This is a genomic window from Exiguobacterium sp. s129 (assembly GCF_018617585.1).
GTDB classification, from domain to species: Bacteria; Bacillota; Bacilli; order Exiguobacteriales; family Exiguobacteriaceae; genus Exiguobacterium; species Exiguobacterium aestuarii_A.
Window position 1 is genome coordinate 96,929 of the sequence record NZ_JACSKL010000001.1, and the last position, 13,354, is coordinate 110,282.

Below are 13,354 nucleotides of genomic sequence, written 5' to 3' on the forward strand. Positions count from 1 at the left end.
TCTTCAAAAAACGGCATACGAATACCAATTACAGGGTAAAACAGACATAGACTTTATTACCTTATTGTTCAGTTCTTATTAGATTGTTTGTGTGAAGGAACGGAGTTGTATAATACAACAGTTTACGAGAACGATACAATCTTTTTCATGTGCATTGTATTGCACCGTCGAAAGAAATTTCATAGGGACTACCGCACAAACTGTGATTTTTTAGACGGAAGGATGTGACTACATGGCTACTGGAGAAAGTACGAGGATTTATGACTTTCTAACAAAGAGAGGCGTGAAAGAACTTCTTCATTTTACAGAAGCCAATAACTTAGAAAGCATTGCGCATCTAGGCATCTTGCCTAGGAGTGAACTGGACCGGAAACGTATTCGTTATCAGTTTAATGACGACAGAAGATTCGATGGAAAAAACCATATCAATTTAAGCGTGTCTAATTTAAACGCGAGAATGTTTTATAAGTTCAGACTCACGAATCCCCATTGTAATTACGTCATTTTCAGCCTCGACCCTTCTTTGTTAAAGGATCTTGACCCGAAGGATTATTTATTCACGTCGACGAATGCCGCAAGTCACAATGTCCAACACGTTCATGTCGAGGAACTGTTTGCAGGGCTTCGTGAACAGCTACCGGAAAACGCCCCAACTGACATTCAATCTGAAGTGCTCGTCAAAACAAAAATTGACCCATCTTATATCAATTTCATTTATGTGGGAGACATGTGTGACGAACCATTGATGAAAAAGATTAATACCCTTTTCCCTGCCGTAACCATCATCCAAGGAAATACTAAATTCAAGTTTCAGAAAGGCTTGATTTCGAAACAACACGATTCGAACTTAGAAGACACATTGACGCTCAGTCAAATGATTTCGAAACTTCTTGAGTTAACCAACCAGCGCAACAGTAAACACCCATCAAACGGTCTGGTGCTGAAACAAGAAGAAATCAACAAATATGTACAAGAGTTGTACTTAACCAGTTGGTTTGCCACCGAGCAGGAAATGAAACAAATCGAGAAACTGTTTATCGCGAATCAATCAACCGCAGTTTTCGATACGTATGCGCTCCCGAGCCAATATTTTGAGGAGCGGCAATATGACAAATCGACAGCTCGAACACCTACCTATTGGCAAATGCAATACAGTGCCTCACCTTTTGATGAGAAACAACACCGAACTCGAAATCAACTATCCGCCTTGTCCGTTCTCGAAAAAATCATAAACCGAGGAAGAATGACGCGTTTATCCGTCTCTCTCGAAAAAACGATTGCCCAACTCGTCAACCCCGATGATGAGTTCCGAACAATCCGCTACGCCCATCAAATTCAGTCTGCTTTAATTGAACTGATTAAACTTCAAAAGCTAAAGCCCGGTGATAGCATCGGGATAGACAATATTGCTCAAGAAGTAGCAGACGCCATCTTTCAAGACATTGTGGAACTCGATCATCATGTTGCTTCTTTATATAACGTCGATCCCTTCTTCAAACAACTTTCATTATCACGCAAACCGAACTCTTTGGTCATATCGAACCAACAGTCCGGAGAACACTTTGTTCATATCTCTTCACGGACTGCGCCTGAAGATTACATGCGCAATTTCATCCGAGTCCAAGAAATAGTCGATGTAAACGTTGATCAGAAGCATTTAGAATTTTTACTGCACTATATTTTTGGTTTCGACACGTTCCGTCCAAATCAAATCGATGGGATTGTACGTGCGTTGAATCATCAAGATTCGATTGTGTTGCTCCCTACAGGTAGCGGAAAGTCCATCGTTTATCAGTTACTTTCTCTCATCACACCTGGCGTTTCTTTCATCGTCGATCCAATCGTCAGCCTCGCCTACGATCAAGTGGATAACTTATATCGAAAAGGAATCGACCGCGTGACCGAACTAGTGGCAGACACTGAGGATAAACAACAAGTCGAAATCGATATCGGGAGAGGGCAATATTTCATGACCTTCGTCTCACCTGAACGGTTCCAAAATCAAGTGTTCCGAAATAAAGTCCATTATTACGCGAGAACGAATCTCATTTCATTGATTGCGATTGATGAGGCCCACTGCGTATCGGAGTGGGGACACGATTTTCGGACCGCATACTTGAGTCTTGCCCAAACTTGCAGACGCATTTGTACGACAGAAGGCCGTACCCCACCTCCTTTACTCGCCTTGACAGGAACAGCCAGTGCCAGTGTTTTACGAGATATGCAACGGGACTTGGAGATATACGAAGAAGATGCGGTCATTCAACCCGAGAGCTTTGACCGAAAAGAAATCGAATTTCGTGTAATTAATTGTGCTTCCTCGGCGAAAGAAAAAGCGCTCGAACACATTCTAAAGCATGAGATTCCGAATCATTTCGACGACTTGTTCGATCATTTTTATGAATTAAAAGAGGGCGACACGCATTGCGGATTGATTTTTTGTACGATTGCCGGCGAGAAGCGGTGGCAAAATGGAAATTATCATCCGTATGGTACTCGATATGTACAATCTAAATTGAATCACCTGTTACCTGACAATCGATGCGGTGTTTACAATGGAAAGCTTGACCCTGATGATAAAAAAGTAAATGCGAGAAATTTTAAGAATAATAATTTGATTGCTCTTTCTGCGACCAAATCATACGGGATGGGTATTGATAAACCGAATATTCGTTGGGCCATCCATTATGGTATTTCCAGTTCAATCGAGTCTTACTATCAAGAAGCTGGGCGTTGCGCCCGCGACGGTAAACCTGCGGTGTGTTGGATCATCCTCTCTGATGACTATCCAGAAGTGAATCAACGTCTATTAGATAGTACGAAGACACCGGTAAGTAAAATCATGGAGGAAAATCGGAAAACAAAAGGAGACAAACCTTGGCAAGGTGATGATGTTTCCCGAATCATCTTTTTCCACTCCAGTTCCTTCTCAGGTATTGATGAGGAGTTGAATACGACCCGATTCGTATTGAGTCATTTGCTAGATGGACGGTTATCCATTCCTTTTGAAGATGAGATACAAATCAAGTTGGAAAAAACGCTATATCGTTTGCGTTTGCTCGGTTATGTCGCAGATTATACGATTGACCATGCCCATAAAACATTGAATACCTCATTACGTGAGTTCTCACCCGCAATGATTGAGGAGCATTACAAGGCGTACATTGCAGGATATCAGGAAGATGACGGGTATGTGCAAACACAAATCGAGTTATTGAAGCAAGCCACGTATGGATTTGAACAATCACCTGCAGACTATATGTTAGCCGCGGTTGAGACACTGCTTAAAGAGTTCACTTACAAAATTGTTGAAGAAGGACGTCGCATTGCGATGCGTAACATGTTGTTGTTCACATCCGAGGCGTCAACATTCGATGACCCGCTCCAAGGTGGCGAGCATTTACGCAAAAAAATAATCGACTATTTGTCGACTGGTGACAAAGTGAATGTCAGTGACCTGATTTCAAAGGCAACTGATTTAGAAGCACTTCATGATTTTTTAAACCGTGTCACCTCTAAGAAAATGGCACATCGGGTCCTTACTCAAACAAGTCGTCTATTAGAAGCATACCCGGAACATTTTGGCTTTTATTTCGTCATGCTTAACTTACAAGTAAAATATGACACGATTGAAAGTGCCCTCAATACGATACGCTATTCTTTGCACTATGGAAAACAGTCCTATGGAATGGATCGAGACTTCCTATACACACACGTCGTATCCGCCCTATGTAATCACACACTTAATGAATCTGATTGGAATAGCGTCCTTCAAATCATCACACATGAATTGGGTGACGAATACCGTCAGTGCTTGCTTGACGACTACGAAAGCGATGCACTAAGCCGTGCATATTTGATTCATACATTCCACACCTTGTCGAACGAGGTATTGAAGGAGTTGGCCGATTTATGAACACCGAAAAAATCAAATCACTAGAAGAACAGACAGCAGAATTGATTGAAAATATCTCATCAATCAAACGGACGCTCACAAAAAAAGTATCGACTCAAGCTCAGTTTGAGGAAGAGACATCAAAGATTTCAAAGAGCTTAGCTGAGGTCGTGACCGAGATCAACCTGTTGCATTCTTTGTTCCAATCACTCGGTGAGTCAGAAATGATTGAATTATTTGATCAAATTAACGAAACTCATGATCGACTAAATTCCCTGATTCCAGAACTCCAAATCACCTTAGGTGAAGGACTGTCAGATTTTACGACAATATACCACCAGCTCGAAGCGACGAACAATGACTTAAGCAAAGACTACGCACGACATTTGAGTGGAATCACCAACTTGACGAACACGATTGAGAATTATCAACAATACATGAATCTTCAAATCAAAAGCGCACATGATGACTTGTTAAAACAGTTAAATCAATTCGATACGAAGATTGAACAATATGAGAAACGAACGGAAGACTCAATCCACATGATGATGGAACGACTCGAAAAAAGCGAACAAAACCAACGTGACTTATTGAAAAAAACGGACTCTATTTTGGAGTGGTTAGAGACAAACGGAGATATATTAATTGCCAACTCAAGAGCCGGAATCTTTGGGAGAAAACGATAATGGCAAACGCAAAACGAGTCGCCTTCTTTTCAGTGAAAGATTGGCATCCCGGCATGCGCGCCTTCAAGGAACAAACCATTGAATTTGAATGGTGTTCTGAAATGAGCTGGCAGCAACCACAAAAGTCTTCGTTAAGCATGTTGCACGTGCTTGAAGACCTTGGCTACATCCCGGCTGAAATTTCTAGAAGATCCGTGGATTTAGATTTCGGAGTCCAATTGTCTGCTTTCAACTTGAAATTGAACGCGGTAAGTGTCGAAAATATTCTTCAAGCCTACAAACAGTTTAATGACGGCGGCCCTTATTTAGACTTGCTACATGTTAACCCAAAGAAGGCTCGCAACGATTGTCGCATTCAGACACACGAATCCAAAAAGCCTTGTCTCACCCATGACATCGAATATAAAAATAAACAGTTCTTCGATGACGAATCGATTTGTGTATACTGTCAAAATCGGTTGAACAGACGTCTGATTGGTTTTACTTCCGGAAAAGTCCGCTGGGAGACTGAACCAAAGAGTATGTTTTATGATGCGGTCTATATCGCTGCACTCTTACAAAATCCCTCACAGTCTAATCGTTTGATTGAGTATGACGCCTTCACTGATATCGAGTTTAACCAAAAAATCGAGTACTCAAAAGAGAAAGGACCATTCAATTGCCAAGCGAGAAGTTGCGCAATCTTCACCACGCTAAAGAATGCCGACTATACGGATGAACAGATTGCAGAAATGGTTCATTCCCCCCAAAAAATGAAACGGCTGTATGGACATTTCGCTGAATCAACCGAACAACCATCTTTTTTCTAATCAACTACATGACTAAAAAGCGTCCCCCTACAAGTCGGATTGTTCCGAGGAACTTGTAGGGGGACGCTTTAATGTGCAGACGTACTTTTATAGTTATCGTGTAACTCTAATCATTTTCTTTATATCTTGATACCCACTCTGTTGCATCTTCACTGTGACCGTCACGCCTGATTTCTGACGTGGAATCACTAGTATATAATTTCCTCGGGAATCGACTTTAGCCGTCTTGCTGATGGCTTTCGAACCAACAAAAGCCTGAACCGTCGCCCCTTTGTTCCCTTTACCCGTCACGTAAGTCTGGTTTGCTCGGACCGAGTTGACAGAAAACGTACGGAACGTGTTGAGGACACGTAGCGACGTGAGCGGCGAAAGATTGCCGGCGGCGTCTAATGCGCGAACCGAAACCGTCGCCCCGACTTTTGTCGTCTTCATATCGTAGCGATACACACCTGTACTGCTTGCTTTCGTTTTATACGTACGGTTGTTGTAGTAAATGTACACCATCGCTCCCTTTTCTGCTTTCCCCGTCACGCGAGTCGATTTGTTCGTGAGCGTGAGAAGGGTCGGCCGAGCAGGTGCTTTCTTGTCGATTGTGAATGTAAGTTGTGTGATATTACCAGCGGCATCCGTCACACGAAGTGTATATGTTCCAGAAGTACTCACTTTCGTCTGATTGGCGATCCGCTTTCCGTTCAATGTTGCCGTTCCTTCATTGAACTTGATGACGAGGTCTTTATTCGTCAATTGGCGATGCGTCACTCCAGACACGACTGGGGAGGTGCGATCAATCGAAAACATTTCGCTCCGCTTGTTCCCATGCACATCTGTAATCTCCAACGTATATTTCCCTGCTGTGGCAATCGTTGTCCCGAAAAGGAATGACTTCCCGTTCAATGTCGCTGTTCCTTCTGTAAAGGTTGGTTTCACTTCTCGATAGGCGACTTTTCCTGACGTGAAGCCACTGACTGCTGGAGGTGTTGCATCAATCGTGAAGTGAACGACGGTCTGATTTCCAGCTCGATCGGTGACGATCAATGTATAGTTTCCGTCGGTTGCGATAGCTTGACCCGATGTGAACGGTTTTCCGTTCAGTGTTGCCTCTCCCTCACTAAATGTCGGTTGAGCGGACGGGTACGTGCCATCTTCTGTCACGCCTTGAACCTCGACCGCGGTCTTATCGATGGTGAACGTAAGTTTTGTGACGTTCCCCGCCTCATCCTTGACAACTAGTTCATAGATGCCTTCTTCCGACACAAGCGTCCCACTTGTGAACGGTTTATCGTTCAAGGTCGCGGTTCCTTCGCTGAAGATCGGACGTGCCGATTGATAGTATCCATCAGCCGTCACACCCTGAACTTCGACTGCCGTTTTATCGATGGTAAACGTGACCTTCGTGACGTTCCCCGCCTCATCTTTGACCACTAGTTCATAGACGCCTTCTTCCGACACGACCGTCCCACTCGTGAACGGTTTGTCGTTCAAGGTCGCGGTTCCTTCGCTGAAGGTCGGACGTGCCGATTGATAGTATCCGTTAGCTGTCACGCCTTGAACCTCGACTGCTGTCTTATCGATGGTGAACGTGATTTTTGTGACGTTCTCCGCGTCATCCTTGACCACTAATTCATAGACGCCTTCTTCCGACACGAGCGTCCCACTCGTGAACGGTTTGTCATTTAAGGTCGCGGTACCTTCTCCAAAGACTGGAGTAATATTTCGGTTAAATGATCCGTTTTGAATATTGCTGACGACAGGCGCGGTACGGTCAATCGAGAATGATTGTTTCGTTTCATTTCCAGCTTTGTCTCGAACAATCAGCGTATACGTTCCGTCTGTCGTAATCGATTGACCTGACGTGAACGATTTCCCATTCAACAACGCTACTCCTTCATTGAAGGTCGGTGTCACGATTTGATTGGTCAAATCGTTCGGCACTCCCGTCAAAACAGGCGCTTGCTGATCCAACGTGAAACGCACGATTGTCTGATTGTTCGCTTCATCCTTAACCACTAACTCATAGGTTCCATCCGTTTCAACACGGACAGGCGACGTGACGACATTGCCATTCAACGTCGCTGTCCCTTCATTGAACGTGAACGAGACAGGCTGAGCATAAAAATGGTCATGTGACACACCTGTCACGATCGGTGCAATCACATCTTGAATTGACTTCGTCCAAACGTCACTCGCCAGCATCCCGTGTGTCGCTTGGATTGAGAATGTGGATTGATTGGTTAACTGTAGGCCGTCGAAGACGAATCGACCCGTTTCATCGGTCGTCACTGTAGATGTGTCTGCGCCGAGTGTCAATGTCACATGTATCCCCGGTTCCGCCGTTCCTTGAATCGACGTATCTCGGTTCGTCACAGGATCAATCGTCATGATTTCATATCGACGGGATACGGTCTCAGATGTACGATCAATCTCATCCTTCGCATAAGCAGAGAGGCTCACGGTCTCATTGAGCGTGAAGGGACCTTCATAAACGGATGTTTGATTGTTGCGTGTGACATGAATCGTCCCATCGGTCGCCGTCAATCCAACCGTCTGACCTTTCAAATAGATACCACTGTCGAGTGTGGCAGTTACGACTGGAACGTCCGTCTTATACACTCGATATGACCATCGGTGAATCTTACCGTAAGCATCGGTCATCGAGAAACGTAACGTCCGATCTTCCGGAGTCTTCAACTCGACACGGAACGTCCCGTTCGCTTTCGTTTGGAGTGGTTCCCCGTTTAAGTAGAGAGTCGACAACGGAATAAATGATCCCGATACTGACACCTGTCCATCTTGTTCGAATACAGGTGTGCTTTCGAGTCGGAAGGGTAACGTGTCATATAATTGATTCGTTGCAGTTTTTGAATACACAAGATTCGACCCTGAGATGACAATCATCCCATCTTGAGAAGGTATATAATACCCGTTAATAAAATATGTCCCACGAACCTGACCGTATGCCGTCACGCCCCCAGTCATTCGTAAGCGTCCACCGACATATACCTTACCGTTAAGAACAGTCCCTTGTCCGAGCGTCAATGTGGCACCTGGCATGATGTAAATATCCTGGTTCACCGTTGTGTAACTCCAAGACTCATTTGACTTAACGATGCGAGCATCGACAGGCGTGATTGGAGCGAGCGTTTGAACTGTGAAAGATAACCCTTCTGTCACGATTGTTTCATTCGCATTCATATCTTGAATACGCAAGGACTGGAGTTTCCATGTTGCTGCTTCTTTAGGGAATGCGTTACGAGGCAGCTCCATGTTAAATCCATCTGTTGTGACATTCGTACTCGATAAAGTCACTGTTTCATTGAACTCGTTCACAAACGTGGCATTAACTGACTTTAATTTTGAATTATCAGAAGCAAACACAGTTAGTGAATTGAAATCCCCATCATCCAGTTCGAGTGAGGTTGAATCGATTTTTTCGAACACAGGATACATAATATCCTCAACTAATTCAAAGTTATAATCACTAAAATCTTTCTTGTTCCAAGAAGAGAGTACTCTTGGGTTGTTCGAGTTATACGTGTCCAAATAGTTTCCCATGTTGTCGTAAATCACCACGTAGTAGATGATCCAGGTGCCCGACTCGTCGTTCGATGTCATCGCGAGCTGCCCGCGGTACTTTCCATCCTCATCCAAGGTCAATCGTACACTTTTCGTTTTGCCGGTGACCGGGCTGCTGTAGTAGACATCGACCGCACGGATGCCACTCCCGCCCTCATCAACGGCATCGACCGTGATACCGACGCTCTCCCCCGGCACGACAGATTCCTTGTCGAGGCTGATGCTTCTCAGTTCCGGTTTGATTGTATCCACCTGCGTCCCACTCATCTCAAAATTATACTCACTGAAATCTTTCTTGTTCCAAGAAGAGAGTACTCTTGGGTTGTTCGAGTTATACGTGTCCAAATAGTTTCCCATGTTGTCGTAAATCACCACGTAGTAGATGATCCAGGTGCCCGACTCGTCGTTCGATGTCATCGCGAGCTGCCCGCGGTACTTTCCATCCTCGTCCAAGGTCAATCGCACACTTTTCGTTTTACCGGTGACCGGGCTGCTGTAGTAGACATCGACCGCACGGATGCCACTCCCACCCTCATCAATGGCATCGACCGTGATACCGACGCTCTCCCCCGGCACGACAGACTCCTTGTCGAGGCTGATGCTTCTCAGTTCAGGCTTGATTGTATCCACCTGCGTCCCGCTCATCTCAAAATTATACTCACTGAAATCTTTCTTGTTCCAAGAAGAGAGTACTCTTGGGTTGTTCGAGTTATACGTGTCCAAATAGTTTCCCATGTTGTCGTAAATCACCACGTAGTAGATGATCCAGGTGCCCGACTCGTCGTTCGATGTCATCGCGAGCTGCCCGCGGTACTTTCCATCCTCATCCAAGGTCAATCGTACACTTTTCGTTTTGCCGGTGACCGGGCTGCTGTAGTAGACATCGACCGCACGGATGCCACTCCCGCCCTCATCAACGGCATCGACCGTGATACCGACGCTCTCCCCCGGCACGACAGATCTCTTGTCGAGGCTGATGCTTCTCAGTTCCGGTTTGACCGTATCCACTTCCGCATCCACTACTAAAGAAAAAGAGTCGATGTGCACGCTAAACAGTAGCATCATACAAATTAGTAAACTCATAAATTTCTTCACATAAATATCCTCCTTTATTACTCAGTTCAATCTTTACGTATGCTTATTAGAAAATTGTATTTTTTTGATTAGTTACCCTTAAAATTTGACCAACCACTTCTTCATATGTTTTCCTCTTCTCTTTTCTTATATGTAGGTTTTTGAATATGAATCCTATAAATCCCATATAAAAATATAGCACGTTTTTCAAAAACGAAATGACCTATTTTATAAAAATAGGGGCATGAACAACACAAAAAAGTGGAGTGACCATTTTTGGTCGCTCCACTTTCCTAAACGCTTATTTATACATGAACTTTCCACTCCACATTTCATGCGTAGAATTCCTGTTTTATTCAGTAAACCCGATCTCAATCCCTGGACCAGCCATATAATATTTAAAGGAATCTCCATTTGCACGGAATGTTCCCTCTTTGAAATAGCGCATCCGATTATGCCAGTCTTCCATGACGAGCTGTTCCACCTCAGTCATGTGTGCAGATGCCACATTCGTATAGTTTTTAGCTTCTTGTGTACCAGGTCCGTACATCAACTCACCCATCATTTGAATGGATTCGTATTGATATTTCATCATTGCTTCACGTTCTTTTGGTCTGACGCCTGGTTTATAGGCATCACCAAACCAGTGGTGCATGGCTAAAATCCCTTTATCTTCGAGGTGAAACACCTGAAGCAAATTCTCTTCTCCCTTTTCATATTTATAGCCAACGCGACGAATACCCTCAAATTCGGTGAAACGGGGATCTAGCTTCACCTTTTCAAATAGAGCTGTTGGCGAAGGGCGATCAATCTCAATCTTCGGCTTCACCACACTCAAATCTCGGTTTGCAGTCCATCCTGTTTTCTTACTCGCACGCACTCTGCTCCAACTACCGACTGTCTCAAGGACCGTGACAGTCTGATTCTTTTTGACGTTAAGAATGACTTTTGCCTTTCGACTACGTGATGCATAGATTTTACTCGATTTGTTGAACTGCTTTTCAATCGCTGCTTCAACTTTACTCACATGACCTTGAGAAAAAGGAATCTGAGCTGGTGACAGTACGACTGTCAAACAAAACACCGCTAACATAACGCCACTTAACAACTTCTTCATATGTATAGCCTCCATGACTTTATTCTTTATATGTAGTTTATCAAGTGATCATATTGCTTTTTCGGAGATTTTAGGAAATAAGAAAATCGTTTTTTGATTTTTTAACTCCCATTTCATACTTATAGTAATTTTATTAAAGGATACTAATTCATTGTATGATTTAATGAACTTACATTATATGTTAAGGAGGCTAATACATGAATCCCACTTCTGAACAATCGATTCAACTGGACACCATTCTTCAGCTTGAAAATGCACCTGAATTTAATCGACTGCATCAACAATTCGAGCAATTCAATCCATTGAAAGTGTTACGGGTCGATCAATATGAGATTCGACATTCGAACGTACTCGCCTGGTTATTAGACCCTAACGAGAATCATCGTCTCGGGAGCTTCTTCTTGAGAAAATTACTGATGCATCTCATTACAAAACAAGACAATGAAGATAAAATTCATCTGTTCGATTACTTAGCCTTCTCTCATCAAGCTCTCTCGGATGTAGTTGTTCATCGTGAATGGTATACGGGAAATGGGTCGATTGACTTACTCATCGATATCCCCACTCTCAATATCACCTTACTCATCGAAAATAAGTTCCATTCTAGTGAGTCGTCTGGACAATTGACTCGATATATCACTCACGTGAAAGACATGTTTCCGAATCGGAACGTGCTACCCGTCTACCTCACCTTATCGAGTGACCTTCCTTCGCATGAAGACTATTGGGTACTCGACTACGGTGATGTGTTGACTATCATCAAACAAGAACTTGAATTGAATCGTGCAACGATTGCTGACAACATTTATGATTTCTTAACGTATTACACGAATTTGTTGGAAGAGCGCCTCGTCGAGAACGAAGAAGCGGACCGTACGGCACTACAGCTGTATCAAGAGAATACGCTTGCCATTCAACTACTTTTTGCGAATGCCAATCCATTAAAACAAAAACAAGTTGACCTTCGAAAAGCGACGCGTATCTTAAAGACGTTAGATGAGGATACCAAAAGACATCTACGCATCATTTATAACCGAAAGCGGCAGACCATCGATCACATTATTAAAGTGAGTGGGAACATTCTGCCTCAGGCATTTGAATCGTTCGCAAATGAACTGCAATTGAATGTGTATAGTGCACATTCACGTGTTCCAAACTTTGTGATGAACGAGTGGTTACCTGCACTTGAACAATTGCCTCGCTTGAAACGCTATTGGCTCAATTATGCGCTCATCATGTGGTTTGAACGAAAAGGCGACAAGCGACTCAAACTATATGTCGAAGTTGGTCCGATTCCTTATGAACGTCGTCTTGAACTATTGGAAGCCATCGAAGAAAAAGGAATTTCCTTTATGAAATCAGGAAAACAAGAAGGGAAAAAGTTCACTCGCATTTATACAGATACGATGGATGTTTCAGATTGGACGAACGCCAACCATGTACATCAAACGATGAAAGATTTAGTAGAAACCGACGCATTTCGAGATTTCCATAGCAGTATAGTTGATGTGTTGAAAGAGGTAGCTGAAAACAATCATATCAATTCATAAAATAGACCACTTCCTTCGCTTCAAATTCCGAAGCGAAGGAAGTAGTCTTTATGCTTACTCCACCCCGAACCGATACACCGTCCGCGAGTGATACAACTCATCCGGTTTTAATTTAATTGAAGTTCCGTTTTGTTTTTTTGAATTACCTTACGATTAATATACCTAAGGATAAAAAACATTTCATTTAAAAATAGGAATACAACAAAGTTCTATTTTCAAATGAAATGACACTCATTTGTCAAAAATCATTTTACAATTTTTTAAATCCTTTTTTCAATCAATCCTACTTTACATCTCTTTTATGTTAGTCATGAATTTTAAAATATGTCTTTCCTTTCGCATGTGAAAAATCACCAAAGCACCAATTTTCAGGACGATCCATCATAACTTTGTACAAGATTTGACCGTAGAATTTTGCGGCCAGTACATCATTTTTTTGACAAGCAATCCAAATCGGTTCATAAATTGTGTTTCTCCAGTCACTTCCTGGTATCCAACTAGAAGTATGCACATCTCCACTATTAATTACTCTATTCAGTTCATCGATAATTTTTTTATAATCAGTATCGTTTAAAAATTTCATGCGTTTTTTGAACTCCGCTTCATATGCCACTGATACAATTTGCTTACCATCGATTGAAAAAAGCATA

The 13,354-nt window shown here is 43.1% G+C and carries 7 protein-coding genes; 4 read left to right on the forward strand and 3 right to left on the reverse strand.

The genetic code is table 11. From position 1 onward, the window contains the following. The first annotated feature begins 232 nt into the window (after window positions 1–232). Genes KNO92_RS00450 through KNO92_RS00460 form a run of 3 tightly spaced genes read left to right on the forward strand, consistent with a single transcriptional unit; the run spans window position 233 to window position 5,390 of the window. Window positions 233–3,916 (forward strand): RecQ family ATP-dependent DNA helicase, encoded by a 3,684-nt coding sequence (locus KNO92_RS00450; protein ID WP_214759664.1) that lies wholly within the window; start codon window positions 233–235, stop codon window positions 3,914–3,916. Beyond that, window positions 3,913–4,581, forward strand: coding sequence for a hypothetical protein (locus KNO92_RS00455; protein ID WP_214759665.1), 669 nt, complete (start codon window positions 3,913–3,915; stop codon window positions 4,579–4,581). The genes KNO92_RS00450 and KNO92_RS00455 overlap by 4 nt, the downstream gene beginning before the upstream one ends. Then, window positions 4,581–5,390 (forward strand): DarT1-associated NADAR antitoxin family protein, encoded by an 810-nt coding sequence (locus KNO92_RS00460; RefSeq protein ID WP_214759666.1) that lies wholly within the window; start codon window positions 4,581–4,583, stop codon window positions 5,388–5,390. Before KNO92_RS00455 ends, KNO92_RS00460 begins: the two co-directional genes overlap by 1 nt. Before the next feature lie 93 nt (window positions 5,391–5,483). Here KNO92_RS00460 and KNO92_RS14955 read toward each other — a convergent pair whose 3' ends face one another. Beyond that, on the reverse strand, window positions 5,484–10,058 hold the full coding sequence (locus tag KNO92_RS14955; protein ID WP_214759667.1) for an Ig-like domain-containing protein: 4,575 nt from the start codon (window positions 10,056–10,058) through the stop codon (window positions 5,484–5,486). 331 nt (window positions 10,059–10,389) lie between these two features. After that, the gene (locus KNO92_RS00470) at window positions 10,390–11,154 is read right to left on the reverse strand and encodes an SH3 domain-containing protein (RefSeq protein ID WP_214759669.1); all 765 of its coding nucleotides are present in this window, start codon (window positions 11,152–11,154) and stop codon (window positions 10,390–10,392) included. 197 nt (window positions 11,155–11,351) lie between these two features. Here KNO92_RS00470 and KNO92_RS00475 point away from each other — a divergent pair, with 197 nt between their 5' ends. Beyond that, window positions 11,352–12,704 carry a PDDEXK-like family protein gene (locus KNO92_RS00475; RefSeq protein WP_214759670.1) on the forward strand — a complete coding sequence of 451 codons (1,353 nt, stop codon included), beginning with the start codon at window positions 11,352–11,354 and terminating at the stop codon, window positions 12,702–12,704. Window positions 12,705–13,008: 304 nt separating this feature from the next. Here KNO92_RS00475 and KNO92_RS00480 read toward each other — a convergent pair whose 3' ends face one another. Then, window positions 13,009–13,353 (reverse strand): hypothetical protein, encoded by a 345-nt coding sequence (locus KNO92_RS00480; RefSeq protein WP_214759672.1) that lies wholly within the window; start codon window positions 13,351–13,353, stop codon window positions 13,009–13,011. Window position 13,354 lies beyond the last annotated feature (1 nt).

Bases quoted from the DNA above. Each gene is read 5' to 3' on its own strand.
- KNO92_RS00450 (WP_214759664.1), top strand. From the start codon at position 233: ATGGCTACTGGAGAAAGTACGAGGATTTATGACTTTCTAACAAAGAGA.
- KNO92_RS00455 (WP_214759665.1), top strand. From the start codon at position 3,913: ATGAACACCGAAAAAATCAAATCACTAGAAGAACAGACAGCAGAATTG.
- KNO92_RS00460 (WP_214759666.1), top strand. From the start codon at position 4,581: ATGGCAAACGCAAAACGAGTCGCCTTCTTTTCAGTGAAAGATTGGCAT.
- KNO92_RS00470 (WP_214759669.1), bottom strand. From the start codon at position 11,154: ATGAAGAAGTTGTTAAGTGGCGTTATGTTAGCGGTGTTTTGTTTGACA.
- KNO92_RS00475 (WP_214759670.1), top strand. From the start codon at position 11,352: ATGAATCCCACTTCTGAACAATCGATTCAACTGGACACCATTCTTCAG.
- KNO92_RS00480 (WP_214759672.1), bottom strand. From the start codon at position 13,353: ATGCTTTTTTCAATCGATGGTAAGCAAATTGTATCAGTGGCATATGAA.